Below are 24,799 nucleotides of genomic sequence, written 5' to 3' on the forward strand. Positions count from 1 at the left end.
CCGGACAGCGCCTCGGCCGGTAGAGCTCAGCGCCGCCGGCCGATGACGGCGGCCCCGCGCAGCCGCCGCCCGACCAGGGCCAGGTCGATGGCGGTCCGGCGTTCGCGACTGGTCAGGTCCAGGCCGCCCAACAGCAGCTCGATCTTGCTGAGCCGGCCGTACAGCGACTGTCGGCGAATCCCGAGCCGCTCCGCGGCAACGGTTTTCGACAGTCCCGAACCCAGATAGGTCTCCAGGGTGCTGACCAATTGGGTGCCGTGGGCGCCGTCGTGGTCGACCAGTGGTCCGAGCTGCTCGTCGATGAACTGCGCCAGGTCGGGATCGGTGGTGAGCCGGGCGAGCAGGCGGTGCACCCCCAGGTCGGAGGCGAGCAGCGTGCGGATCCCGGTGTCCAGCCGGCGGGCGAGGCGACTCGCCTCCTGGGCGGCGGGCAGGGCCTGGATCAGCGTGGTCACCTCCCCGGTCGCCGGGCCGGCGCCCGGTGCGGCGGCGACGGCCGTCGCATGTCCGCCACCGACACCGCAGAGCCGGGCATCGACCGCATCGGCGAAGCGGACCAGCAGGCCACGCAGGTCAACGCCGGCCTCGCTCGCGCCTGCCACGGCGATCTCGCCGTCCAGGTCGGCAGTGATGGCGCCGGTCAGCACGGTCGATGCGGCTTGGGCGACAGCCGTGAACACCGACAGCCGACCGGACCCTCCCTCGACCGCCAAATACAGCGCGACCACCCGTTGCCCGGCCCTGGGCACCAGGCCGACCGCCGCCGCTCTGGTGGCCAACTCCTCGGATCCGCTGTACCTCCGCTCGGCGATGTCGCGCAGCAGCCGGCCGGCGGCCTGCTGCCGCACCGGCGCTGTCCGCTCGGTCCTGGCCAGTTCCAGTGAGAGTGCCTGGGCACCGCGGGCCGCCAGTACCGACCGCAGCGGCGTCAGTGATCCCTGGATCACCAGGGTGCCCCAGCGGCTGCCGAACAGCTCCACCGCGGCTCGCACCGACTCGTCGGTCGCCGGCCGCCGCGCCTGCGGGCCCGAGGTGGCGACCACGTGGTCGTCATCGCCGATCAGCAGGGCAGCGCATCCGGCCAGGCCGGAGACGGTGCGCAGGATGCCGGGCAGACCGGAGCCGGAGAGCATCGTGTGGGTCAGCGAGCTGGTGATCCGCTCGGTGAGTCGCAGCATCTCGATCTCACCGGTCAGCAGCAGCGGGTGCACTGCCTCGGTGACCTCGATGAACGGCACCACAGCACGCAGCGCCACCAGGGGCAGGCCGGCCCGCCGCGCCGCGGCGACCAGCGCCGGCGGCGCGGTCGGAAAGGTCCGGCCGAGCTCGAGCACCAGGGCGGCGATCTGCCGCCCGGCCAATCCGTCGATGTAGTCGCGCTGGGCCCGCTCACCGGTGCCGACCAGCCCCAGCCCGGTGGTCAGCAGCACCTCTCCACCCTTGAGCAGGGGGGATATCTCGAAGATCTCGGACGTGTGCACCCAGCGGACCTCCCTGGTGTCGAGGTCGTCACCGGCCAGCACTTCGGGGCGCCCGCGGCGCAGTACCGGGAGGGTGAGCAGCGCGGCGACAGTGAGGGGCACGGCCAACCGTGGCTGTCGGGGTGACACTTCGTCAAGCCCCGCGGGTCCGGACGCGACGTTTCGTCCCTTCTCGCCGCGCCGTTCGCCGGGTTGGCTGAAGCCCGACATCGTCGGCAACGCAGGCACGGAAGGACATCCGTCATGGTCGTCTCCCCGAATCGTCACACCCGAAGCCGGGCCAGGGTCCGGGTGGTCGCAGCGGCCGCCGTCCTCGGGCTCGCCCTGGCCGCCTGCGGCGGCAACACCGGCGAGGCGCCGACCTCGGAGGCCGGCGACGGTGCCACCGCGACGGCCGGCGCCACGACGCAGACCGCCGGCAGCGCCGCCGGGCCGTCGTCCGAAGGTGCCGCCACGGGCGGGTCTTCCGGCCCCGGATCATCGGCCCCGTCCGGCGAGAAGCCGCTGGTGTACGGCGTTTTCGCGACGCCGCTGGAGGAGCCGTGGGATGGCGCGATCCATGCCGCCCTGCAGGCGGCGGCCGCCGACGGCACCATCGTCTACAAGCACACCGACAACAACGACACGCCGGACAAGATGACCCGCACGCTCACTGACGTGATCACCACCGAGAAGCCGGCGATCATCATCGGCGACTCCTTCGCGGCCGAGGACCAGGTGCGCGCGGTGGCCGCGAAGTACCCGGAGACCCCGTTCGTCTTCGGGTCCGGCGGCAAGACGGTCGATCCGAACTTCTCCATCTTCGACAACTGGTTGCAGGATCCCGCGTTCCTGGCCGGAATGCTGGCCGGCGGGATGACCAAGTCCAACACCATCGGGGTGGTGGCGGCGATGCCGATTCCCGAGGTCAACCGGATCGTCAACGCCTTCATCGCCGGGGTCAAGGAATCGAACGACAAGGCGACGGTGAAGGTCACCTTCATCAACTCCTTCTTCGATCCGGCCACCGCGAAGCAGGCTGCCCTGGCCCAGGTCGCCGCGGGCGTCGACGTGTTGTTCGCCGAACGCGCCGGGGTGATCGAGGCGGCGAAGGAGAAGAACCTGCCGGTGATCGGGATGATGGTCGACCAGAAGAGCGAGGCACCGAAGAACGTGGTGACGTCGCTGGTCTGGAACATGCGGCCGACGATCGACCACATCGTGCACGAGTACACCAAGACCGGAACGGTGAAAGCCCAAGATCTGGCGGAGTTCTCGTTCATGAAGAACGGCGGATCGTCGATCGCGCCGATCAACACGGACGTTCCCGGAGGGGTGCCGGACACGGTGAAGTCGGCGGTGGAGGCCAAGCAGAAGGCGATCGAGGACGGCAGCTTCACCACCCCGGTGAACGAGGAGGCGCCGGCCGGCTCGACCACGGTCGGTGGCTGACGATGAACGACCCGGTGCAGCCGGCGCCGGGGCCGGGCGGGCCGGTTTCGGGCGGGCCGGGTTCGGGCGGACAGGGTTCGGGTAGTGAGCCGATCGCGCCACTGATCGAGTTGGTCGGAATCCGCAAGAGCTTCGGCGACCTGGTGGTCAACGACGGCGTCGACCTCGCCGTCGACCACGGGCAGGTGCACGCGTTGCTCGGCGAGAACGGTGCCGGCAAGACCACCCTGATGCGGATCCTGTACGGCCTCACCCGGTTCGACGACGGGGCGATCAGGGTGGACGGCGCTCCGGTCCGGATTGCGTCCCCGGCAGACGCGATCGCGGCCGGCATCGGGATGGTGACGCAGCACTTCTCGCTGGTCGGCACGATGACGGTGGCCGAGAACGTGATGCTCTCCGGCGTCGGCCTCGGACGCGTCGACCGGGCAGGTGCGGTCGCGGCGGTGACGGCGGCCGCGGATCGGCTCGGGGTGGCGATCGACCCGGGTGCCAGGATCGATCGGCTCTCGGTGGGCGAACAACAGCGAGTCGAGATCGTGAAGGCACTGGCCCGCGAATGCCGGCTGCTGATCCTGGACGAACCCACCGCCGTCCTCGTGCCGCAGGATGTCGAGGCGTTGTTCGGGGCCATCAGGCGGCTCACCGCCGACGGTCTCGGCGTGCTGTTCATTTCGCACAAACTCGGTGAGGTGAGCCGGATCTCGGACCGGGTATCGGTCCTGCGCAGGGGGCGGATCGCCGGCAGCGTGCCGGCCGCCGGCATCGAACCGCGGGCACTGGCGGAGATGATGGTCGGCCGTCCGACGGTCGGCGTTCGCCGCACCGACCGGCCCGCACCGCTGACCGCCGCCCGTGACGGGTCTGCGGACGGGGTCGGCGCCGAGGTCGAAGCCGATCTGGTGGCGGCCAGGGGCGTCGACGTCGGGACGGCTGCCGGCCCGGACGCCGCCGGCGAACGACCGGCCGGGACAGCGGCACCGCAGCGGCTGCGACCGCCGGCCCTGCGGCTGCGCGAGCTCGGGCTGTCCGGCGGCACGGCCCGCGGACGGGATCTGCTGACCGACCTGAACCTGGTGGTTCAGCCCGGTGAGATCGTCGGCATGGCAGGTGTTTCCGGGAACGGTCAGTCCGAATTGGTGCAGCTGTTGTCCGGTCTTCGGCGGCCCTCCCGTGGCACCGTCGAGGTGAACGGCATCGACGTGACCGGGGCCTCCCCCCAGCGGATGATCGCCGCCGGCCTGGGCCGGATCACCGAGGACCGGCATGCGTCCGTGGTCCCGGGGCTGACGGTCGAACAGAATCTGGTGCTGGAGGATGCGGCGACCTTCCGGCGCGGCCCGTTCCTGGATTCCGGCGCCGTCCGGCGGCATGCCTCGGCGTTGATCGAGCGCTTCAACATCAAGGCGGCGCCGACCGACCCGATCGGTGCACTGTCCGGTGGCAACATGCAAAAGGTGTTGCTGGCCAGGGCGTTGGCCCGAGAGCCGGTCGCCCTGGTGGCGTCCCAGCCGACCAGGGGTCTGGATGTCGGGGCCGCCGAGTTCGTGCACACGCAGCTGTTGCAGCGCCGCGCGGCCGGCGGCGGCCTGCTGCTGGTGTCGGAGGACCTGGACGAACTTCTCGCACTGTCCGACCGGATCGTGGTGATCTACGCCGGCCGCATCGTCGGCGACCTGACGATCGAGCAGGCGGACCCGAGGACCCTCGGCCTGCTGATGACCGGCCAGCGCCTCGACGAGGGTGAGGTGGCATGAGGTTGCGCCTGGTGTTGCGCGGCCGCGAGCCGCGGTGGTTGGTGGTGCTGCTGATCGCGATCGCCGTCGTCATCGTGTTCGCTGTGACGGCCGGGCCGATCCGGCTGGCCGGGGCGAACCCACGGGCGGCCTACCAGCGTTACCTGATCACCCCGCTGACCTCGTTCACCTCCTTCACCGAGGTGTTGTTGGCGTCAACCCCGTTGTTGTTCACCGGGTTGGCCGTGGCCATCGCCTTCCGGGCCGGCTACTGGAACATCGGGGGCGAGGGCCAGTTCCTGGCCGGTGCCACCGGTGCGGTCGCCACCGGATTCGCATTTCCCGGACTGCCTGCGGCCCTGGCGATTCCGGCCGGGCTGCTCGGCGGCGTCGTGGCCGGGATGCTGTGGGGCGTGGTACCGGCCTGGTTGCGGGCGACCTGGGGTATCGACGAGGTGGTCACCACCCTGTTGCTCAATCCGGTGGCGCTGCTGGGGGTTCAGGCGCTGGTCACCGGTCCGTGGCGGAACTCGCAGACCGGCTTCGCGGTCTCCGATTCGCTGGCACCCGGGTACGCGTTGCCGACGGTGATCCCCGATTCGTCTGTGCACCTTGGCTTCCCGCTGGCGGTGCTGCTGGCGGCGCTGATCTGGATCGTGATGTCGCGCACCGTCACCGGGCTGCGGGTGCGGGCGGTCGGCCTGTCGCCGGACGCGGCGGCGTTCTCCGGGATCGGGGTCCGCAAGGTCCACTTCGGAGCCGCGCTGATCTCGGCCGGCATTGCCGGCCTCGGCGGTGCCGTGCAGGTACTCGGCGTCACCCACCAGCTCACCCCGCAGGTCTCGGATTCCTACGGCTACACCGGCATCGTGGTGGCCACCCTCGGCGGGCTGAGCGCGCTCGGCGTGCTGCTGGTCGGGCTGCTGCTGGGCAACATCACGGTCGGCGCGCAGAACGCGTCGCTGGCCCTGCAGCTACCACCGCAGATGGGCCAGATCATCTCGTCGTCACTGCTGTTGGCGGTGGTCGGGATGCTGGTGTTCCGGCGGTACCGGATCGTCCGCGCCCCTCGCGACACCGCACACCAGGGGGGTGCGGAATGAACCTGCCACTGTGGGCGATGGTCACCGCAATGCTGACCACCGCGACACCACTGGTGTTCGGTGCGCTCGGCGAGTTGGTCACCGAGCGGGCCGGGGTGCTGAACCTGGGCATCGAAGGGACGATGTACGCCGGCGCCTTCGTCGGGGTGCTGGTCGCCGGGTCCTCCGGATCGGTCTGGATCGGCCTGCTCGCCGCCCTGGTCACCGGCGTGCTGGCCGGGCTGTTCGTCGGGGTGTTCACCGTCACCCTCGGGGTGAATCAGCACGTCGCCGGGATCGGCACCACCCTGTTGTTGATCGCCTCCTGCAACTTCGCCTCCAGACTGCTGTACGGCGGGGGCTCGGTCCCGCAGGTCCCGAAGTTCTCCCAGCTGCTGCCCGACGTGCCGGTGGCGAGCCAGTACCTGCTCACCTATCTGGCGTTCCTGATCGTGGCGCCGGCGATGTTCGTGCTGTTGCGCAGCACCGGATTCGGGTTGCGGGTGCGGGCGGTCGGCGACAACCCGGAGGCCGCCGACGCCGCCGGCATCTCGGTGGCCAGGACCCGCTATGCCGCCCTCGGGCTCGGCGGCATGCTGATGGCCGCGGGCGGCGCGTTCATCACCCTGGCGATGCTGGGCACCTTCACGCTGAACATCACCAACGGCCGGGGATGGGTGTGCATCGCCCTGGTGATCTTCGCCCGCTGGCGGGTGATTCCGGCGGTGCTGGGCGGTCTGCTGTTCGCCGCTGTCGATGCGCTGCAACTGCAGTTGGTCATCACTCCGCAGTTCGCCGGCATCCCACAGCAGCTGATGAGCGCCCTGCCGTACCTGGTGGTGATCGGCGCGCTGGTGGTCGCCGGTCGATCGCTGCGGTACCCCGGCGCCTATCTCAAGCCCTATCGCCGGACCTGACCCGTCCGGGTCGGCCACCTACCGACCACCGAACCGCTGCACCAGCCGACCATGCACGAGAAGGGCGCCAACCATGAACGACACCCGCCCCGGGGCCTTGTTGCCCGGAGAATCGGACTATCTGCGGATCGCGGTCGAAGCCGCCCGGCAGGGCCGCAGTGAGGGCGGCATCCCGATCGGTGCGGCACTGGTGCATGCCGGAAAGGTGCTCGGTACCGGCTACAACAAGCGGGTGCAGCTGGCCAGCCCGATCCGGCACGGCGAGACCGACTGCCTGGAGAACATCGGCCGGTTGCCGGCCTCGGTGTACGCCGAGTCCACGATGATCACCACCCTGTCGCCGTGCGACATGTGCACCGGCGCGATCCTGCTCTACAAGATTCCGCGGGTGATCATCGGCGAGAACCGCTCGTTCCTCGGCGGCGAGGAGCTGCTGCGGTCCAGGGGCGTGCAGGTGGTGGTGGTCGACGACGAGTCCTGCGTGGCGATGATGACGGAATTCATCGCTGCGCTGCCGGCGCTGTGGAACGAGGACATCGGCGTCACCGACTGACGGGCCGGCTCGGACAACCGGTAGGCTACTGGTGAGTAACTTGACCGGTCGCGGCCCGACCGACGGATGTGATTCCGCTCCCAGCGGGCCGAAAGTGCGCACGGCGGGGTGCTCACGTCCGCCGTCGTTCACTACGGTGACAACAACCCCGGCCGACAGCGCCGGCACAGAAGCAGTGCCGATTCAGCAGCAGTGCCGACCGAGATAATGGAGAGGACCGGCCCATGGACATCGCCGTTCTGGTCAAGCAGGTGCCCGACACGTACTCCGAGCGCAAGCTCCGTGACGACGGCACCTTGGACCGAGCCGCCGCCGATGCGGTGATCGACGAGATCGATTCGAGGGGCGTCGAAATCGCCCTGCAGCTGACCGAGCAGCACGGCGGCGAGGTGACCGTCGTGACGATGGGCCCGGACCGGGCCACCGAGACCCTGCGCAAGGCGCTCGCGATGGGTGCCCACCAGGCGGTGCACGTGGTCGACGACGGCCTCGCCGGCTCCGACGCGTTGCAGACTTCGGCGGCGCTGGCCGCCGCGCTCAAGACGCTGACCTTCGACCTGGTGATCACCGGCAACGAGGCCAGCGACGGCAAATCCGGCACGGTCCCCGCGATGCTCGCCGAGCGGCTCGGGCTGCCATCGGTGTCCTCGGCCAGGGCGGTCAGTGTCGACGGCTCGACACTGAGCGCCGAGAAGATCGTTGACGGTGGGTATGCCGAGGTCACCGCGTCACTGCCGGCCGTCCTGAGCGTGTCCGAGAAGATCGCCGAGCCGCGGTACCCGAACTTCAAGGGGATCATGGCGGCGAAGAAGAAGCCGCTCACCACCTTGGGCATCGCCGAGCTGGGGCTGGAGAACACCGGCGGGGCCGCCGCGCCCTGCCAGGTGGTCTCGTCGTCCCCCAAGCCGCCGCGCGAAGCCGGCCAGAAGGTCACCGACGACGGCACCGGGGGCAGCCAGCTGGCTGCCTTCCTGGCGGCCGAGCGGCTGATCTGACCCCACCGAAGACCTCCCGACCTACTGAAAAGACAAGGAAGACAACGAATGTCCGAAGTTCTTGTTCTGGTCGAGCACGCCGAGGGTGCCGTCCGCACGATCACCGGGGAGCTGCTCACCGCTGCCCGCCGGCTGGGCAGCCCGGCCGCCGTGGTGGTCGGCGTGCCCGGCACGACCGACTCGTTGCGGGCCGATCTCACCGCGTTGGGTGCGGAGAAGATCTACGCAGCCGAATCCGACGACGTCGGCAAGTACCTGGTGACGCCGCAGGTGGCGGCGCTGGCCGCGGCCGCGCAGGGTGCCTCGCCCGCCGCGATCCTGTTGCCGAACACCGTTGACGGCAAGGACATCGGCGGACGGCTGGCGGTCCGGCTCGGCTCCGGCCTGATCGCCGACGCGGTCGATCTGGATGCCGAAGGCGTTGCCACCCAGTCGATCTTCGGTGGCTCGTACACCGTGCAGACCAAGGTCACCACGCCGGCACCGATCGTGTTGCTGCGGCAGAACGCGATCTCGGCGGAACCGCAGGCCGGGGCGGGCGAGGTCACCGCCCTGGAGTTCTCGGTGGACCCGGCGACGGCGACAACGGTGACGGCCGTGCATGTGGAGCCGGCCGGAGACCGGCCGGAGCTGGCGGGCGCGCAGACCGTGGTGTCCGGCGGTCGAGGCGTCGGTTCTGCGGAGCAGTTCGCCGTGGTCGAGGACCTGGCCGATGCACTCGGTGCCGCCGTCGGCGCCTCCCGGGCGGCAGTCGACTCCGGCTACTACCCGCAGCAGTTCCAGGTCGGCCAGACCGGCACAACGGTGTCGCCGCAGTTGTACGTCGCGCTCGGCATCTCCGGCGCCATCCAGCACCGGGCCGGCATGCAGACATCGAAAACGATCGTCGCGGTGAACAAGGATCCGGACGCGCCGATCTTCGAGATCGCCGACTTCGGCGTGGTCGGCGATCTCTTCGATGTGGCACCCAAGCTGTCCGAAGAGGTCAAGGCCCGCAAGGCCTGACCCGCCGGCAGACCCATGGCGCCCGGCGGATCCTCGTGGTCCGCCGGGCGTCATGCTGTGCCCCGCCGGGCGGGGGCCGCGGTCAGGGGTCGCGGGGGAGCGGCGGGGCGAAGACGAAGATCACCTCGGCACCGTCGCTCTCCGACGGGTTGATCCATTCGTGCAGCGAGCGGGCCGGGTAGGTGGTCGACTCGCCCTCGGCGAGCAGCCGGGGCTCGCCGTCGACGACGATCTGCAGCGCGCCGGCAAGCACCAGCGCGAACACCGTCTCGCTGTCCAGCCGGTAGGCGCCGCCGGAACCGCCGCCGGGCTGCAGCCTGGTCCGCATCACCTGCAGGTGCGGCTGTTCGGCCGGCGTCAGCAGGTATTCGTCGACCCCGATACCGCCCATCTGCAGCCGGCTGCCGCGACCGACCACGGTCGAGTCCGGATACGCGAACAGCGAACCGATCGAGATGTCCAGGGCCGCGCAGATGGCCAGCAGGTTCGGCACCGACACCCTGGTCCGGCCGCGCTCGGCCAGCGACAGGAAGCCCTTGCTGATGCCGGCCTGCTCGGCGACGGCCGCCAACGTCAGCCCCTTGGCCACCCGGGCCGCGCGGAGCCGTGGCCCGGCCTCGTCCATCCCGGAGTGCTGATCGACGGAATCCTGGGTCATGACGGGCGCGTCACCTCCTGCGGGCCTTGCGGCGCGATCGAGTTCGTAGTTTTATGGCATTAAACCCCGGCGTCGACACCGGATGCCACCGCGCGGTGCCCGGCGCCGCCGCGAACCGAACTCAGGAGCCCCGAATGACCGTCACCGCAGGCACCGTTTCCGCGCTCGTCGACTCCGTACCCAAGGGGCTCCACATCGGCGGCGAGTGGGTGCCGACCACCGGCGGGGTCGAGGTGGAGAACCCCGCCACCGGCGAGGTCCTGGCGACCGTCGCCGACGCGACCCCGGAGCAGGGCAAGCAGGCGCTGGATGCCGCCGTCACCGCGCAGAAGGACTGGGCGGCAACGGATCCGCGGGTCCGTGGCGAGATCCTGCGCAAGGCCTTCGAGCTGTTGCAGCAGCGCGCCGACGACTTCGCCCTGCTGATGACGCTGGAGATGGGCAAGCCGCTGGCCGAGGCCAGGGGCGAGGTGACCTACGGCGCCGAGTTCTTCCGCTGGTTCTCCGAGGAGGCCGTGCGGATTGCCGGCCGCTACTCGGTGGCGCCCTCCGGCGGCACCCGGCTGCTCACCATGAAGCAGCCGGTGGGGCCCGCCTTCGCGATCACCCCGTGGAACTTCCCGCTGGCCATGGGCACCCGCAAGATCGGCCCGGCCATCGCCGCCGGCTGCACCATGGTGATCAAACCGGCCGCGCAGACCCCGCTGACGACCCTGCTACTGGCCCAGGTGCTTGTCGAGGCCGGCGTCCCGGCGGGCGTGGTCAACGTGATCACCACGTCCAGCTCCGGCAGGGTTTCCGAGCCGATCATTCGCGACCCGCGGCTGCGCAAGCTCACCTTCACCGGATCGACCGAAGTGGGCCGCAGGCTGATCGAGCAGTCCGCGCAGCAGGTGCTCAAGGTATCGATGGAACTCGGCGGCAACGCGCCGTTCGTGGTGTTCGGCGATGCGAACCTGGACCGGGCGGTGGACGGCGCGATGTTGGCCAAGATGCGCAACATCGGCGAGGCCTGCACCGCGGCGAACCGGTTCATCGTGCACGAGTCGGTCGCCGAGGAGTTCGCCGCTCGACTCAGCGAGCGGATGGGCGCGATGAAGGTCGGCCCTGGCATCGACGACGGTGTACAGGTCGGCCCGCTCATCGACCAGGCGGCGATCGACAAGGTCACCGAATTGGTGAGCGATGCCACCGACGCCGGCGCCACCGTGCTGACCGGCGGTAAGACGGTGGGGGACAAGGGATACTTCTACGCGCCGACCGTGCTCGGCAACGTGCCGGCGTCGGCCAGGGTGTTCTCCGAGGAGATCTTCGGGCCGGTCGCCCCGGTCACCACCTTCACTACCGACGACGAGGCGATCGAGCTGGCCAACCGCACCGAGTTCGGCCTGGTCGCCTACGCCTTCACCGAGAACGTCAACCGGGCATTCCGGGTCGCCGAGGCACTGGAGACCGGCATGGTCGGGCTCAACCAGGGCATCGTGTCCAACCCGGCCGCCCCGTTCGGCGGGGTGAAGGCGTCCGGGATCGGCCGGGAGGGCGGCGCCGAGGGCATCGAGGAGTACCTGGAGACCAAGTACGTCGGCATCGCCCTGGGCTGACGAAATCCGGGCTGACGAAATCCGGGTTGACCAAGCCCACCCTCATCGAGCACCTGACCGCCCCAACGCAGAGGACGTCATGACCACCGCCGAAACACCCGCGTACCGCAGTGATCTGCCGCAGCAGCGAAAGCTGGTCACCGCCATCCCCGGACCGAAGTCGACCGCCATTCACCAGCGGCGGTCCGTTGCGGTGAGTGCCGGAGTCGCGTCGACCCTGCCGGTGTACACCGCCGACGCCGGCGGCGGGGTGATCGTCGACGTCGACGGCAACTCGCTGATCGACCTGGCCTCGGGAATCGCGGTCACCTCGGTCGGCAATGCCGCGCCGAAAGTCGTTGCCGCGGTGCGGGAATCGGTCGGCCACTTCACCCACAGCTGCTTCATGGTGACGCCCTACGACGGCTACGTCCAGGTCGCCGAGAAGCTCAACGAGCTGACGCCGGGCAGCCACGCCAAGCGCAGCGCGCTGTTCAACTCCGGCTCGGAGGCGGTGGAGAACGCCGTCAAGATCGCCCGGCTGGCCACCGGCCGTACCGCGGTGGTGGTGTTCGACCACGCGTACCACGGCCGGACCAATCTCACGATGGCGCTGACGGCCAAGGCGGCGCCGTACAAGAAAGGTTTCGGCCCGTTCGCCGGCGAGATCTACCGGGTGCCGATGTCGTACCCGTTCCGGGATCCGGACGGGCTGGGCGGCAAAGAGGCTGCGGAGCGGGCGATCTCGATCATCAACACCCAGATCGGCGCCGATCAGGTCGCCGCGGTGCTGGTCGAGCCGATCCAGGGCGAGGGCGGTTTCGTCGTTCCCGCCGATGGATTCCTGCCGGCCCTCTCGCAGTGGTGCACCAGCAGCGGCGCGGTGTTCATCGCCGACGAGATCCAATCCGGCTTCTGTCGCACCGGCGACTGGTTCGCCAGCGACCACGAGGGGGTGGTGCCGGACCTGGTGACCACGGCGAAGGGAATGGCCGGTGGGTTGCCACTTGCCGGGGTCACCGGACGGGCCGAGTTGATGGACGCCGTGCACGGCGGTGGCCTCGGGGGCACCTACGGCGGTAACCCGATCGCTTGTGCCGCTGCCCTGGCAGCGATCGAGACGATGGCCGATCTGGATCTGAACGCGGCAGCGAAGCGAATCGAGGGCACCGCGGTCCCGATCCTGCAGACAGTGGCGGAGCAGACCGGCCGGATCGGCGATGTCCGCGGGCGGGGAGCGATGCTGGCGGCGGAATTCGTCATCCCGGGGACCACGGACCCGGATCCGGCGGTCGCCGCTGCGGTGGCCAAGGCCTGCCACGCCCAGGGTGTTGTCGTGCTCACCTGCGGCACCTTCGGCAATGTGATCCGGCTGCTGCCGCCCCTGGTGATCGGCGAGCAGCTGCTGGTGGAGGGCCTCGGAGTACTCACCGACGCCGTCCGGGCGATCTGAGCGGCGTTCGGACAGTTCACCTGGTGGTCACGCGACCGCTACGCCCGCGGTGCCGCTGTCACCCCGACACCGGTCACCATCGGGATCTGTGACGACAACCGAGCTGCTCCTTGACGCGCCGGATCCCCATCACCCGACCACCGACCGCTACCGACTGTCCCTGGCCGCCGACTCCGGCGACGTCCAGGCCGCACGCCGCCTGCGGGACGAGGTCTTCTCCGCCGAATTCGGGGCGATCACCCCCGGTCCGGACGGCGTGGACGCCGATGACTTCGACGACCTCTGTGATCACCTGATCGTCTGGCACCGCAGCGATCGCAACGACCCGGGCCACGACGCCGATCGACTCGACGCCGGCGGTGCGATCGGCAGCCGTCGGGGACAGGCGGTCGCCACCTACCGGCTGTTGCCGCCGCACAGCAACGACAGCACCCCGCTGGCGTCCGGCCTCTATGCGGCCGGCGAGTTCGATGTGACCCCACTCGAGGGCCTACTCGACAGTTGCGTCGAGGCCGGCCGTTCGTGCGTGCATGCCGATCACCGCGGCGGTACCGCGGTATCGCTGCTCTGGGGCGGGATCGCCCGTTACATGCATCTGTCCGGCTATCGCTATCTGGTGGGCTGCGCGTCTGTAGCGCTGGACGACGGCGGCGGCAATGCTGCGGCCTTCGGCGACCTGGCGATGGCCCGGCATGCGGCTCCGGAGAAATATCACTGTCGACCGTACCGGCCGTTCGACCCGACCGGAATCGAAAGGCCCGCCAGGGCAACGATTCCGCCGCTACTCAAGGGATATCTGCGGCTCGGCGCCGTGGTCTGCGGGCCGGCCGCGCTGGACCCGGAGTTCGGTACCGCGGACTTTCTGGTGCTGCTGGATCTGGAGCGGGCCGACCAGCGTTATCTGCGGTTCTTTCTGGGTTCGGCGGCCGGGCGATGACCTGCCGGCGCGCCGCCTGCACCCCTGGCTGTCTGGACGATCATCCGACACTGCCGCGCCGGAGCCCTGCCGCGCGGGCCGCGGTGGCGGCTCGATCGGCGGCCGCGATCGGACTGGCGCTGATCGTCGTCCGGGTGCTCGCCGCCGGATCCGGTCGCACCGCCGGACGTCGCGGCGCCTGGGCGCTGCATCGCGTCTCCGGCCCGGTGCTGGCCGCCCTCGGCGTCCAGGTACACACGTCCGGAACACCCCGGTCCGGTGCTGCCCTGGTGGTGGGCAATCACCTGTCTTGGCTGGACATCCTGGTGCTCTCGGCGCAGACACCGATGCGGCAGGTCGCCAAGACCGAGGTCGGCGACTGGCCCCTGGTCTCCGGCGTCGCCCGGCGAACGGGCACGATCTTCCTCGACCGGTTCCGGCCACGGGCGCTGCCGGAGGTGGTCGAGGCAGCCGCGCTGGCGTTGCGTCAGGGGCACAAGGTGCAGGTCTTCCCGGAGGCCACCACCCGGTGCGGCGGCGCGGTGGGGGAGTTCTACCGCTGTGTGTTCCAAGCGGCGATCGACGCCGCCGTTGTGGTCGCGCCGGTCACCCTGAGATACCTCGACATTGACGGACAACCCACCCCGGTGCCGGCTTTCCTCGGCGACGAGACACTGATCGAATCGCTGCGCCGGGTGCTGGCGGTGCGCGGACTTGTGGTGCAGGTGCACTGGTTGCCGCCCATTCCGGCGGTGGCCGGCACCGGGCATCGGGCGGTGGACCGCAAGCGGCTGGCCTCGGCTGCCGAACGTGCGGTCGCCCGGGCTCTCACAGTGCCGGTGGTACGGCGACGGGCCGAACGTCCGGCCGAAGCCGGGAGCGCCGCCGGGGTCGGGGCCCGACGGCGCTCCCTCGCAGGTGTCGGTGCCTACCCCGCACGTCGACCTGCGCCGACGGCCGAACCGTCGGAACTCCAGATTGTGGCACCTGGTTGTTAGTTGAGTGTTCAACGGATGTGCATCGGGTGTGGATCGTCGACGAACCTCGCTGCGGGTCTGGACCAGGCGCGGCCGCGGGACAAGAATGCGCCCGGCGCCGCGGCCGGGTTAGGTACCTTGGCCGCCGCACGGTCGCCGGGCGATTACCCTGGGGACCGATGGTGTACCTCGATCATGCTGCTACCACCCCGGTTCTGCCGGCGGTGGTCGAGGCTGTCGCCGAAGCGATGGCCGTGGGCGGCAACCCTTCGTCGGTGCACAGCGCCGGGCGGGCGGCCCGCAGCCGGATCGAGGAAGCCAGGGAGCTGCTCGCCGCGCTGCTGGACGCCCATCCGAGCGAGGTGCTGTTCACCTCCGGTGGCACCGAATCCGACAACCTGGCCGTCACCGGCCTGTTCCAGGCCCGTCACCGGGCCGATCCCGCGCGGCGGGAGATCCTGCTCTCGGGTGCCGAGCATCATGCCGTGCTCGATGCGGCCGACCACCTCGCGGCGACCGGGGCGGCGCGGATCCGTCGCCTTCCGGTGGACCGCAACGGCCGGGTGACCCGCGATGCGTTCGCTGACGCGGCGGCCGAGCGGCCGGACCGGATCGCACTGGCCAGCGTGATGTGGGCCAACAACGAGACCGGCGCCGTCAGCGACATCGCGGCGCTGAGCGCCATCGCCGGCGCGGCTGGGTTCCCGTTGCACACCGACGCCGTGCAGGCGGTCGGCACCCTGGATGTGGATTTCGCCCGCTCCAGCGCCGCGGCGCTGTCGATCGCCGGCCACAAGCTCGGCGGCCCCGGTGGGACCGGCCTGCTGCTGCTGCGCCGGGATGCGGCGCTGGTGCCGCTGCAGCACGGCGGCGGCCAGGAGCGCGGCCTGCGCTCCGGCACGCTCAACGTGGCCGGCGCCGTCGGGCTCGCGGTAGCGGTGGAAGAAGCGGTGACGCGTCGCGCGGTGCGCGCGGCCGAGTATGCCCGGCTCGGTCGCCGGCTGATCGACGGTGTCAGGGCGATCGTGCCCGATGCCGAGCTCACCGGATCGGATCCCGCCGATCAGGCGCAGCTTCCCGGTGTCGTGCACCTACGGTTCCCCGGCTGCGAGTCCGAGACGCTGCTGATGCTGCTGGATGCCGCCGGGGTGGAGTGCTCGGCCGGGTCGGCCTGCACGGCCGGGGTGACCCGGGCCTCGCATGTACTGCTGGCGATCGGGTTGGACGAGCCGGCCGCCCGCAGCTCGCTGCGGTTCTCGTTGGGCCACACCAGCTCCGATGCCGACATCGATGCGGTAACCGCCGTCATCGGCGAAGTGGTTCGGCGGGCGAAGGACGCAAATGCGAAGCGGACGAATGCCCGCGCGCAGCATGTGTCACCACTGCTGACCGGGAGCCCGCGATGAAGGTGCTGGCGGCGATGAGCGGCGGGGTCGACTCGGCGGTGGCCGCGGCGCTCGCGGTCGACGCCGGGCACGAGGTCACCGGCGTGCATCTGGCGTTGTCCCGTCAGCCCGGGACGTTGCGCACCGGGTCCAGGGGCTGCTGCACCGTCGAGGACGCGCTGGACGCCCGCCGGGTCGCCGATCTGCTGGGAATTCCGTACTACGTCTGGGATTTCAGCGAAGAATTCGCACAGGACGTGGTCGCCGACTTCCTCGCCGAGTACCAGGCCGGACGCACCCCGAACCCCTGTCTGCGCTGCAACGAGACCATCAAGTTCGCCGCGCTGCTGGACCGGGCGATCTCGCTCGGGTTCGACGCGGTGGCCACCGGGCACCACGTCAAGCTCGCCGACGGCATCCTGCACCGCTCGGTCGACGAGGGCAAGGACCAGTCGTATGTGTTGGCGGTGCTCACCGCGGAACAGCTGTCGCACACCATGTTCCCGCTCGGCGAGATGACCAAGACGCAGGTGCGGGCGGAGGCGGCCAGGCGCGGGTTCGCGGTGGCGGCCAAGCCCGACTCCTACGACATCTGCTTCATCCCGGAGGGCGACACCCAGGCCTACCTCGCCGAGAAGCTCGGCGAGCGGCCAGGTCCGATCGTGGACGCGGAGACCGGCGAGCAGCTCGGCGAGCACACCGGCTACTTCGGCTACACCATCGGGCAGCGCAAGGGACTGGGTCTGCAGCGGCCGGCCGCGGACGGCAAGCCGCGGTACGTGCTGGGCATCGAGCCGGTGTCCGGCACCGTCACCGTCGGGCCCGCTGCTGGGCTGCAGGTGACCGAGATCACCGCCGCGCACCGGATCGTCTATTCGACCGGCAAGCAGCCGCGGTTCCCGATGCGGACGGTGGCCCAGGTGCGCGCGCACGGCGGAACCGTCGGGGGCACCGCAGATCTGGTCGACGGCGCGATCCGGATCGACCTGGACGCGCCGATCAGTGGCATCGCACCGGGCCAGACCGTGGTGCTCTACGATGCCGACGACGAGTACGTGATCGGCGCGGCCACCATCACCGGATCCCGATGAGCGATACCACCTCCTGGCCCGCCGGCAGTGCGACGGGCCTCGGACCGTTGCCCGGCACCGATATTGGTGAGGCAGTGCGCGCCGTCGTCGGCGAGCTGCCCGAGCTGCCCTTCGTTCCGGCACTGCCGGCTCGCGGGGTCGGTGCTGACCCGGTCGGGCGAACCATCGCGCTGCTGGTCGACATCTTCGGCGAGGTGGTCCCGAGCGGGTGGCGGATCAGCCGCCGGCCAGGGATGGACGACCGGCGGGCCAAGGACTTTCGTCAGTGGGACCTGGACGCGGTGGGTGAGCACGCCAGGGCTGCCGAGCGACTCAAGATTCACCTGCTCGGTCCCTGGACGTTGGCCGCCCGACTCGAGCTGCCCTCCGGAAACCTCGCCGTCGGCGACCCCGGTGCGGTCGCGGATCTGGCCGGGTCGCTGTCCGAAGGGCTGACCCAGCACCTGGCCGAGCTCGGCCGACGGCTGCCGGGTGTCGAAATAGCCGTACAACTGGAAGAACCGGACCTGGGCGCCGTGTTGGACGGGCCGATCCCGACCGCCAGCGGTTTCGGCACGCTTCGGCACGTACCGGTCGACACCGTTCGGACCGCCCTGGCCGATTTCGTCGCCGCCCTCGGTGAGCGACCGGTGATCGCCGCCGGTGTACCTGCCGGGCCATTGTGGGAACTGTTGCGGGCGGCGGGTTTCGGCGCCCTGACCGGAGCAATGGCCGACATCACCGGCCGATCGTCCGCACTGCTGGACGCCGTGGGGCAGGTCGTGCAGGACGGGATCCGTCTGCAGATCGAACTGCCGCCCGATGCGAAGACCTCGACGGTTGGGCCGGCGCTACTCGCCGGCTGGCGGCAGATCGGTTATCCGATCGAGGATGTCGCCGGCGCTATCACTCCGACGGCCGCCGGTGGGCAGGCGGACACGATCGCGACGGCGGTGCAGCGGATGAAGGTTGCCCGGGACCTCGGGCGTGCCCTGCTGGAACCGCCGGACAGCTGGCTCTGACGCGCGCCATCGTCCGGCCCCGGCCGGGCGGGACACGAGTGTGGGATTGAATTACATAGGTAACCTATGTAATGTCGAGGAACGTGAGCGACAGCGCGTCCGACGAGCTCGGATCCGAACTGCTGACGGTGCTGGCGGGTCTGAACCGCTGGGCAACCGCCAGGGCGGACCTGCCGGTGCCGTATGCGCAGGCCAGGCTGCTCAGCCTGATCGACCTGCACGGGCCGGCCAGGATCTCAGAGCTGGCCGCCGCCGACCACAGCAGCCAGCCGACGATCACTCAGCAGCTGCGACGGCTGGACGACGCCGGACTGATCTGTCGGACCCCAGATCCGGATGACGCCAGGGCAGTGCAGATCAGCCTCAGCGGATCCGGCGTCATCGCCCTGCGGAGCATCAGGCAGGCCAGGACGGACGTTGTCGCCCCGGAGCTGGCTGCTATGTCCGCCCTCGAGCGCCGGCGGATCGCCGCGGCCGTCCCCGCCCTGCGTCGGCTGCTGAACAGCCTCGGCGCTCCCCAGTCCGAAACACCCGCCACAGAAGTACGCAGCGATCAGGAAAGTAGCACCGAATGACACCCACAGCGTCGTCAGCCTCGCTGTCGAAGACCGATCCAACGGATGCGCCGCCGAGCATGTGGCGTCAGCCGAAAGCGGTGTGGGCGGTGGCTTTCGCCTGCGTGATCGCCTTCATGGGGATCGGCCTGGTGGACCCGATCCTCAAGCCGATCGCCGGGCAACTCAACGCCAGCGCCTCGCAGGTGTCGCTGCTGTTCACCAGCTACATGGTGGTGATGGCCGTGGCCATGCTGATCACCGGCTGGGTGTCCAGCCGGCTGGGCGCCAAGAACACCCTGCTGCTCGGCCTCGCGGTGATCATCGTCGGCTCGGTGCTGGCCGGGGCCAGTGGCTCGATCACCGGCATCATCGGCTGGCGCGGGCTCTGGGGTCTGGGCAATGCGCTGTTCGTGGCCACCGCGCTGTCCACCATCGTGGCGTCCGCCAAGGGCTCTGTCGGTCAGGCGATCATCCTGTACGAGGCCGCGTTGGGTGTCGGCATCGCGGTCGGACCGCTGATCGGCGGCCTGCTCGGCAACATCTCCTGGCGCGGCCCGTTCTTCGGCGTCGGGGTGCTGATGGCGATCGCGCTGGTCGTCACCACCTTCCTGCTCCCGGCGACGCACATCAAGCCGAAACCGATCCGGCTGGGTGATCCGTTCCGGGCGCTCAAGCATCAGGGACTGCTCACCGTCGCGATCACCGCGCTGCTGTACAACTTCGGTTTCTTCACCCTGCTCGCCTTCACCCCGTTCGTGCTGAACATGAGCGCGATCAGGATCGGCCTGATCTTCTGTGGCTGGGGCATCGCGCTGGCCATCACCTCGGTCTTCGTCGCGCCGAGACTGCAGGCACGATTCGGCAGCCTGCCCTCGGTGGTCGGCGCATTGACCGGGCTCAGCGTGGTGCTGGCGGCGATGGCGATCTTCACCGACAACAACCCGGCACTGATCGTCTGTGTGGTCGTCGGCGGTCTGTTCCTGGGGATCAACAACACCCTCGTCACCGAGATCGTGATGAAGGTGGCGCCGGTGGAACGCCCGGTCGCGTCGGCGGCCTACAGCTTCGTCCGGTTCGGCGGCGGGGCGATCGCCCCGTGGCTGGCCGGAAAGCTCGGCGAAGAGGTGAGCCCGCATCTGCCGTTCTGGGTCGGGGCCGGCGCGGTGTTGTTGGGCGCTCTGCTGTTGGTGGTGCGGCGGCGGCTGTTCGCGAACGTCGACGTCGAGCACATGGTCCCCCCGGCCGATTCTCAGGAAGAGGCCGAGGACCTCACCCTCGCCGACTCCTGACCGGATCAGGGCGCGGTTGTCCCCCTGGAGGCGTAGCGGGGTTGTCCCGCTCGGGCGGGACAACCCCGCTACGCCTTGGTGGGGGCGCGGCGCAACAGCGCAGGCAGCAGGGTCGCTCCCGGCGCCCGGTCGCTGCCGGCCCCCACATCGTTCGGGTTGGAGAAGGCGCAGCGTTGCAACGACAGGCAACCGCAGCCGATGCACGAGGTCAACCCGTCACGGAGGCGTTCGAGTGCGGCGATCTGCTGGTCGAGTCGACCCCGCCAGTGCTGCGAGATCCGCTCCCAGTCCGCCTTGTTCGGGGTGCGGTTGTCGGGCAGCTTGGCCAGTTCGACCCTGATCTCGTCCAGGCTCAGGCCGACGTTGCTGGCCGCCCGGATGAAGGCCAGCCGACGTAACACGTTGCGTTCGAACCGGCGCTGGCCACCGGAGTTCCGGACGGCGTGGATCAACCCCTGGCTCTCGTAGTACCGCAGGGCTGACGCGGCGAACCCGCTGCGGGCCGCCACCTCGCCGACCCCGAGCATGTCCATGGTGTGCACGAGAAGCTCCTCGAAAGAATGTTGTCCGACCCTTGACATGAAGTTGACTTCAACTTCAACACTGGCGGACATGAGTGGAAACGTCAAGCAGGGCAGGAACGGAAACCAACGGGCCGAGGAACCGGTGGCACTGATCACCGGCGGGTCGGCCGGCCTCGGTCGGGCGTTGGCCACCGGATTGGCGGCCGCGGGCTGGACCGTGGTGACCGACGCCCGCGGCCCGGGCCGGCTGGCCGAGCTGATCGCCACGCATCCCGACCGGCTGAACGGCATCGTCGGCGACGTCGGCGACCCCGACCACCGACAGGCCTTGGCCGCCGAGGTCCGCCGGTTGGGCCGGCTAGACCTGCTGGTCCACAACGCCAGTTCGCTCGGCCCGGTGCCGTTGCGGCCGCTGCGGGAGCTCGGGGCCGACCAGCTGCGGGCGGTCTGGGCCACCAACGTCGACGCCCCGCTCGCGCTGACCCAGTTGCTGCTCGAACCGCTGCTGGCCTCAGACGGGGTGCTGCTGTCCATCTCGTCTGACGCCGCTCTCGAGCACTACCAGGGCTGGGGAGGGTACGGCGCGAGCAAGGCGGCCCTGGATCACCTCACCCTGACTTTCGGCACCGAATCGCCGCTCACCGCCTACGCGGTGGATCCGGGTGACATGCGTACCCAGATGCACCAGGACGCCTTCCTCGGCGAGGACATCTCGGACCGGCCGCTGCCGGAGACGGTGGTACCGCAGCTGCTGGCACTGCTGGCCGCGCGCCCACCCTCGGGTCGATACCGAGCGGCGGACATCGCGGCGGCACCGGGACGGGTGAGCTGAAATGGCCGCGCTGCTGCTGCCGACGACCCGGTTCGCCGAGCCCGACGAGCTCACCGCACCCGGCCCGCCGGAGAGCCGCGGGCTGGCCAGGGACGCGGTGCGTATGTTGGTCGCGCGGGGCGGGGATGACGGCCCGGCTGCAGAACCGGAGATCCGCCACCTGCGGTTCCGGGAGCTACCGGACCAACTCCGGTCCGGAGATCTGTTGGTGGTCAACGACTCGGCGACGATCGCTGCCGAGGCCGACGGTCTGCTCGCCCGCCACGGACCGATCGTCGTGCACGCCGCCACCGCGTTGGATGACGGCAGTTGGGTGCTCGAGCTGCGCACCGCACCGGATGCCGCCGAACCGATCCTGGACGCCCATCGCGGTGAACGGCTGACCGTCGCCGACCTGCAGGCAACCCTGCGGGAGCCCTACCCGCGGCCGGACTCGTCACCCACCGGTTCCGGGAACCGGTTGTGGCGCACCGACATCGACGGCGATCTGGGCGCGGCACTGCTCGCCGAGGGCAGACCCATCAGCTACGGCTACCTGGATCGGCGATATCCGCTGGACGACTACCAGACACTGTTCGGCGACCGTCCCGGGAGCGTCGAGATGCCGTCCGCCGGGCGTCCGTTCACCCGGCGACTGGTCAACGCGGTGGCAGCGCACGGCATCGGTATCGCCACCATCACCCTGCATACCGGGGTGTCGTCCCAGGACGTCGGCGAAGGACCGCAGGCCGAGCGGTTCGAGGTTTCGGCCGCCACCGCGCGCCAGGTCGCGGCAACCCGGCGGGACGGTGGACGAGTGGTCGCCGTCGGCACCACCGTCACCCGCGCGCTGGAGTCCGCGGTCGCCGCGGACGGCCGGATCGGTCCGGCAGGGGGCTGGACCGATCGGGTGATCACCCCGGACGACCCGCCGCGGGTGGTGGACGGACTGATCACCGGTTGGCACAACCCGCAGGCTTCGCATCTGCTGTTGGTGGAAGCGGTCGCGGGGGCCGCGCTGACCCAGGCCGCCTACGACGCCGCGGTGGCAGGCGGTTACCTCTGGCACGAATTCGGTGACTCCGCGCTGCTGTTGCCGACGCGGTGACGCTGATCCGCCCGGCCGTCGGAGCTGCGACGTACAGTGACCGGCGTGGCGAGGACAGGCGGCGACGGCAATAAGGCAGCGGCGGCGGCGGCGGGGGTTGACCTGCCGGAGGGCGATGTGCCGCCCGAGGTCCGGCGGCACTACGACGAACTGGCCGAGAAGATCACCGCCGCCCAGTTCCGCTACTACGTGCTCGACTCGCCGACCATGGCCGACATCGAGTTCGACACGCTGCTGCGGGAACTGGAGGCGATCGAGGCCGAGCACCCGTCGCTGGTCACCCCGGACTCGCCGACCCAGCGGGTGGGTGGCGGGTTCGCCACCGGTTTCGCTCCCTATGAGCATGCCGAACGGATGCTCAGCCTGGACAACGTTTTCTCCGCCGACGAGATGAACGCCTGGTTGGATCGCACCGTGCGCGACGCCGGCGACGGCATCGCCTGGCTCACCGAGCTGAAGATCGACGGTCTGGCCATCTCGCTCACCTACCGCAACGGGCGGCTGACGAAGGCCGCCACCCGCGGCGACGGTCGGGTGGGGGAGGACGTGACGCTGAATGTCCGCACCATCAAGGCGATTCCGGACCAATTGCGGGACGACGGAGGACATGACATCCCGGAGTTGGTGGAGATCCGCGGCGAGGTGTTCTTTCCGCTGGCCGGGTTCGCCGAGTTGAACGCGCAGCTGGTCGCTGCCGGCAAGCCGCCGTTCGCGAATCCGCGGAATTCGGCGGCCGGGTCGCTGCGGCAGAAGGATCCGAAGGTCACCGCCTCCCGCCCACTGACCATGCTGTGTCACGGGATCGGTGCCCGGAAGGGCTTCGAGATCGACCGGCAGTCGCAGGCGTACGAGCGGCTACGGGCCTGGGGGCTGCCGGTGTCCGACCACAACTTGGTGGTCGAGCGCACCGCCGAGGTGATCGACCGGATCGGCTACTGGGCCGAGCACCGGCACGAGGTGGAACACGACATCGACGGCCTGGTGGTCAAGGTCGACCAGATCGCCCTGCAGCGCCGGCTGGGCAGCACGTCGCGGGCGCCGCGCTGGGCGATCGCCTACAAATACCCGCCGGAAGAGGTCACCACCGTGCTCACCGACATCGCGGTGAACGTGGGCCGGACCGGCCGGGTCACTCCGTTCGCGGTGCTGGAGCCGGTACTGGTCGCGGGATCCACCGTGGCCAGGGCGACCCTGCACAATGCCGACGAGGTGAAGCGCAAGGGCGTACTGATCGGCGACACGGTGGTGATCCGCAAGGCCGGCGACGTCATCCCCGAGGTGCTCGGCCCGGTGGTCGACCTGCGGGAGGGACGGGAGCTGCGCGAGTTCGTCATGCCGACGCATTGCCCGGCCTGCGGCACCCAGCTGGCGGCGCAGAAGGAGGGCGACGTCGATCTGCGCTGCCCGAACGCCCAGAGTTGCCCGGCCCAGCTGCTGGAGCGGGTGTACCACCTGGCCAGTCGAGGCGGATTCGACATCGAGGCGATGGGCGGCGAGGCGGCCGCCGCGCTGCTCAAGGCCGGGGTGATCACCGACGAGGGCGACGTCTTCGATCTGACCGAGGCGGACCTGTTGCGGGCGCCGCTGTTCACCACCAAGGCCGGCGCGCTGTCGGCGAACGGCCGCAAACTGCTGGAGAATCTTGCCCAGCGCAAGGATCAGCCGCTGTGGCGGGTGCTGGTGGCGCTGTCCATCCGGCACGTCGGGCCGACCGCGGCCAGGGCGCTGGCCCAGCATTTCGGCTCGCTGGACGCCATCCGGGCGGCGGCTGCCGACGATCCGGAGCAGCTGGCCGCGGTGGAAGGGGTCGGTCCGACCATCGCCACCGCGGTCGCCGCCTGGTTCGAGATCGATTGGCACGTCAGGATTGTCGAGAAGTGGGCGGCGGCCGGGGTACGAATGGCTGACGATGTGTCCGACCGTCCGGAGCAAACCCTGGCCGGGCTGACGGTGGTGGTCACCGGTTCGCTGCAGGGATTTTCCCGCGATGAGGCGAAGGCGGCACTGCTGGAACGCGGTGCCAAGGCCGCGGCCTCGGTTTCGGCCAAGACCAGCTTCGTGGTGGTCGGTGATGCGCCGGGATCCAAGTACGACAAGGCGGTCTCGCTGAAGGTACCGGTGCTCGACGAGGACGGGTTCCGGGTGCTGCTGGACTCCGGCCCAGATGCGGCCCGCGAGGTGGCGCAGATCGGCGAGGCCTGAAGATTTGCGGACGCCTGGCACAGCCTCTTGAGCGCCCAACGCGTCGA

General features: G+C 70.1%; 22 protein-coding genes. 19 read left to right on the top strand and 3 right to left on the bottom strand.

Annotated features, from left to right (window positions below; genetic code table 11):
- Positions 1–26: 26 nt before the first annotated feature.
- Positions 27–1,583 (bottom strand): PucR family transcriptional regulator, encoded by a 1,557-nt coding sequence (locus tag K340_RS0118565; RefSeq protein ID WP_029137809.1) that lies wholly within the window; start codon positions 1,581–1,583, stop codon positions 27–29.
- A gap of 141 nt (positions 1,584–1,724) precedes the next feature.
- Between K340_RS0118565 and K340_RS31400 the strand changes: the two genes are divergently transcribed.
- The 7 genes from K340_RS31400 to K340_RS0118600 all read left to right on the top strand — a co-directional run bounded on the left by K340_RS31400 (position 1,725) and on the right by K340_RS0118600 (position 9,200).
- Positions 1,725–2,912 carry a BMP family protein gene (locus tag K340_RS31400; RefSeq protein ID WP_051266815.1) on the top strand — a complete coding sequence of 396 codons (1,188 nt, stop codon included), beginning with the start codon at positions 1,725–1,727 and terminating at the stop codon, positions 2,910–2,912.
- A 2-nt stretch (positions 2,913–2,914) separates the two neighbouring features.
- A complete protein-coding gene (locus tag K340_RS0118575; RefSeq protein WP_029137810.1) occupies positions 2,915–4,669 on the top strand; it encodes an ABC transporter ATP-binding protein in 1,755 nt (584 codons plus the stop codon).
- Positions 4,666–5,751 (top strand): ABC transporter permease, encoded by a 1,086-nt coding sequence (locus K340_RS0118580; protein WP_211229533.1) that lies wholly within the window; start codon positions 4,666–4,668, stop codon positions 5,749–5,751. Before K340_RS0118575 ends, K340_RS0118580 begins: the two co-directional genes overlap by 4 nt.
- On the top strand, positions 5,748–6,647 hold the full coding sequence (locus K340_RS0118585) for an ABC transporter permease (protein ID WP_029137812.1): 900 nt from the start codon (positions 5,748–5,750) through the stop codon (positions 6,645–6,647). Before K340_RS0118580 ends, K340_RS0118585 begins: the two co-directional genes overlap by 4 nt.
- Before the next feature lie 73 nt (positions 6,648–6,720).
- Entirely contained in the window at positions 6,721–7,200 is a 480-nt protein-coding gene (locus tag K340_RS0118590) for a nucleoside deaminase (protein ID WP_051266817.1), read from the top strand.
- Positions 7,201–7,424: 224 nt separating this feature from the next.
- On the top strand, positions 7,425–8,195 hold the full coding sequence (locus K340_RS0118595; protein WP_029137814.1) for an electron transfer flavoprotein subunit beta/FixA family protein: 771 nt from the start codon (positions 7,425–7,427) through the stop codon (positions 8,193–8,195).
- Positions 8,196–8,243: 48 nt separating this feature from the next.
- The gene (locus tag K340_RS0118600; RefSeq protein ID WP_029137815.1) at positions 8,244–9,200 is read left to right on the top strand and encodes an electron transfer flavoprotein subunit alpha/FixB family protein; all 957 of its coding nucleotides are present in this window, start codon (positions 8,244–8,246) and stop codon (positions 9,198–9,200) included.
- A gap of 82 nt (positions 9,201–9,282) precedes the next feature.
- Here the strand turns inward: K340_RS0118600 and K340_RS0118605 are convergent, their stop codons facing one another.
- Positions 9,283–9,858: a helix-turn-helix domain-containing protein gene (locus tag K340_RS0118605; protein ID WP_029137816.1), complete on the bottom strand. Its 576-nt coding sequence runs from the start codon at positions 9,856–9,858 to the stop codon at positions 9,283–9,285.
- 134 nt (positions 9,859–9,992) lie between these two features.
- Here K340_RS0118605 and K340_RS0118610 point away from each other — a divergent pair, with 134 nt between their 5' ends.
- From K340_RS0118610 to K340_RS0118650, 9 genes are all read left to right on the top strand, one after another.
- Complete coding sequence (locus K340_RS0118610) at positions 9,993–11,459, top strand: NAD-dependent succinate-semialdehyde dehydrogenase (RefSeq protein WP_029137817.1); 1,467 nt, start codon at positions 9,993–9,995, stop codon at positions 11,457–11,459.
- Between the two features lie 79 nt (positions 11,460–11,538).
- A complete protein-coding gene (gene gabT / locus K340_RS0118615; protein WP_029137818.1) occupies positions 11,539–12,891 on the top strand; it encodes a 4-aminobutyrate--2-oxoglutarate transaminase in 1,353 nt (450 codons plus the stop codon).
- Positions 12,892–12,979: 88 nt separating this feature from the next.
- Positions 12,980–13,828 (top strand): GNAT family N-acetyltransferase, encoded by an 849-nt coding sequence (locus K340_RS0118620; RefSeq protein WP_029137819.1) that lies wholly within the window; start codon positions 12,980–12,982, stop codon positions 13,826–13,828.
- Positions 13,825–14,805, top strand: a complete 981-nt coding sequence (locus K340_RS31405; RefSeq protein WP_154674351.1) for a lysophospholipid acyltransferase family protein — start codon at positions 13,825–13,827, stop codon at positions 14,803–14,805. Before K340_RS0118620 ends, K340_RS31405 begins: the two co-directional genes overlap by 4 nt.
- 158 nt (positions 14,806–14,963) lie before the next feature.
- A complete protein-coding gene (locus K340_RS31410; protein ID WP_051266821.1) occupies positions 14,964–16,190 on the top strand; it encodes a cysteine desulfurase family protein in 1,227 nt (408 codons plus the stop codon).
- On the top strand, positions 16,187–17,260 hold the full coding sequence (mnmA, locus tag K340_RS0118635) for a tRNA 2-thiouridine(34) synthase MnmA (protein ID WP_029137820.1): 1,074 nt from the start codon (positions 16,187–16,189) through the stop codon (positions 17,258–17,260). The genes K340_RS31410 and mnmA overlap by 4 nt, the downstream gene beginning before the upstream one ends.
- On the top strand, positions 17,257–18,261 hold the full coding sequence (locus K340_RS0118640) for a uroporphyrinogen decarboxylase/cobalamine-independent methonine synthase family protein (protein WP_029137821.1): 1,005 nt from the start codon (positions 17,257–17,259) through the stop codon (positions 18,259–18,261). The genes mnmA and K340_RS0118640 overlap by 4 nt, the downstream gene beginning before the upstream one ends.
- An 83-nt stretch (positions 18,262–18,344) precedes the next feature.
- Positions 18,345–18,836, top strand: coding sequence for a MarR family winged helix-turn-helix transcriptional regulator (locus tag K340_RS31415; protein ID WP_211229534.1), 492 nt, complete (start codon positions 18,345–18,347; stop codon positions 18,834–18,836).
- Positions 18,837–18,895: 59 nt separating this feature from the next.
- Positions 18,896–20,107, top strand: a complete 1,212-nt coding sequence (locus K340_RS0118650; protein ID WP_029137822.1) for an MFS transporter — start codon at positions 18,896–18,898, stop codon at positions 20,105–20,107.
- 68 nt (positions 20,108–20,175) lie between these two features.
- Here the strand turns inward: K340_RS0118650 and soxR are convergent, their stop codons facing one another.
- Positions 20,176–20,640 (bottom strand): redox-sensitive transcriptional activator SoxR, encoded by a 465-nt coding sequence (gene soxR / locus K340_RS0118655; protein WP_084614648.1) that lies wholly within the window; start codon positions 20,638–20,640, stop codon positions 20,176–20,178.
- A 79-nt stretch (positions 20,641–20,719) separates the two neighbouring features.
- On the opposite strand from soxR, the gene K340_RS0118660 reads away from it, so the two are divergent.
- Genes K340_RS0118660 through ligA form a run of 3 tightly spaced genes read left to right on the top strand, consistent with a single transcriptional unit; the run spans position 20,720 to position 24,752 of the window.
- Positions 20,720–21,463, top strand: a complete 744-nt coding sequence (locus tag K340_RS0118660) for an SDR family NAD(P)-dependent oxidoreductase (RefSeq protein WP_051266826.1) — start codon at positions 20,720–20,722, stop codon at positions 21,461–21,463.
- A 1-nt stretch (position 21,464) separates the two neighbouring features.
- Positions 21,465–22,550 (top strand): S-adenosylmethionine:tRNA ribosyltransferase-isomerase, encoded by a 1,086-nt coding sequence (locus K340_RS0118665; protein ID WP_029137825.1) that lies wholly within the window; start codon positions 21,465–21,467, stop codon positions 22,548–22,550.
- Positions 22,551–22,595: 45 nt separating this feature from the next.
- Positions 22,596–24,752: an NAD-dependent DNA ligase LigA gene (ligA, locus tag K340_RS0118670; RefSeq protein ID WP_051266868.1), complete on the top strand. Its 2,157-nt coding sequence runs from the start codon at positions 22,596–22,598 to the stop codon at positions 24,750–24,752.
- The last annotated feature ends 47 nt before the right edge of the window (positions 24,753–24,799 follow it).

This window comes from Nakamurella lactea DSM 19367 (genome assembly GCF_000426645.1).
In the GTDB taxonomy this organism is placed as follows: domain Bacteria; phylum Actinomycetota; class Actinomycetes; order Mycobacteriales; family Nakamurellaceae; genus Nakamurella; species Nakamurella lactea.

What these genes read in the sequence shown, in the direction of transcription:
- K340_RS31400 (WP_051266815.1), top strand. Translation starts at nt 1,725, where the DNA reads ATGGTCGTCTCCCCGAATCGTCACACCCGAAGCCGGGCCAGGGTCCGG.
- K340_RS0118575 (WP_029137810.1), top strand. Translation starts at nt 2,915, where the DNA reads ATGAACGACCCGGTGCAGCCGGCGCCGGGGCCGGGCGGGCCGGTTTCG.
- K340_RS0118580 (WP_211229533.1), top strand. Translation starts at nt 4,666, where the DNA reads ATGAGGTTGCGCCTGGTGTTGCGCGGCCGCGAGCCGCGGTGGTTGGTG.
- K340_RS0118585 (WP_029137812.1), top strand. Translation starts at nt 5,748, where the DNA reads ATGAACCTGCCACTGTGGGCGATGGTCACCGCAATGCTGACCACCGCG.
- K340_RS0118590 (WP_051266817.1), top strand. Translation starts at nt 6,721, where the DNA reads ATGAACGACACCCGCCCCGGGGCCTTGTTGCCCGGAGAATCGGACTAT.
- K340_RS0118595 (WP_029137814.1), top strand. Translation starts at nt 7,425, where the DNA reads ATGGACATCGCCGTTCTGGTCAAGCAGGTGCCCGACACGTACTCCGAG.
- K340_RS0118600 (WP_029137815.1), top strand. Translation starts at nt 8,244, where the DNA reads ATGTCCGAAGTTCTTGTTCTGGTCGAGCACGCCGAGGGTGCCGTCCGC.
- K340_RS0118605 (WP_029137816.1), bottom strand. Translation starts at nt 9,858, where the DNA reads ATGACCCAGGATTCCGTCGATCAGCACTCCGGGATGGACGAGGCCGGG.
- K340_RS0118610 (WP_029137817.1), top strand. Translation starts at nt 9,993, where the DNA reads ATGACCGTCACCGCAGGCACCGTTTCCGCGCTCGTCGACTCCGTACCC.
- gabT (WP_029137818.1), top strand. Translation starts at nt 11,539, where the DNA reads ATGACCACCGCCGAAACACCCGCGTACCGCAGTGATCTGCCGCAGCAG.
- K340_RS31405 (WP_154674351.1), top strand. Translation starts at nt 13,825, where the DNA reads ATGACCTGCCGGCGCGCCGCCTGCACCCCTGGCTGTCTGGACGATCAT.
- K340_RS31410 (WP_051266821.1), top strand. Translation starts at nt 14,964, where the DNA reads ATGGTGTACCTCGATCATGCTGCTACCACCCCGGTTCTGCCGGCGGTG.
- mnmA (WP_029137820.1), top strand. Translation starts at nt 16,187, where the DNA reads ATGAAGGTGCTGGCGGCGATGAGCGGCGGGGTCGACTCGGCGGTGGCC.
- K340_RS0118640 (WP_029137821.1), top strand. Translation starts at nt 17,257, where the DNA reads ATGAGCGATACCACCTCCTGGCCCGCCGGCAGTGCGACGGGCCTCGGA.
- K340_RS0118650 (WP_029137822.1), top strand. Translation starts at nt 18,896, where the DNA reads ATGTGGCGTCAGCCGAAAGCGGTGTGGGCGGTGGCTTTCGCCTGCGTG.
- soxR (WP_084614648.1), bottom strand. Translation starts at nt 20,640, where the DNA reads ATGGACATGCTCGGGGTCGGCGAGGTGGCGGCCCGCAGCGGGTTCGCC.
- K340_RS0118660 (WP_051266826.1), top strand. Translation starts at nt 20,720, where the DNA reads ATGAGTGGAAACGTCAAGCAGGGCAGGAACGGAAACCAACGGGCCGAG.
- K340_RS0118665 (WP_029137825.1), top strand. Translation starts at nt 21,465, where the DNA reads ATGGCCGCGCTGCTGCTGCCGACGACCCGGTTCGCCGAGCCCGACGAG.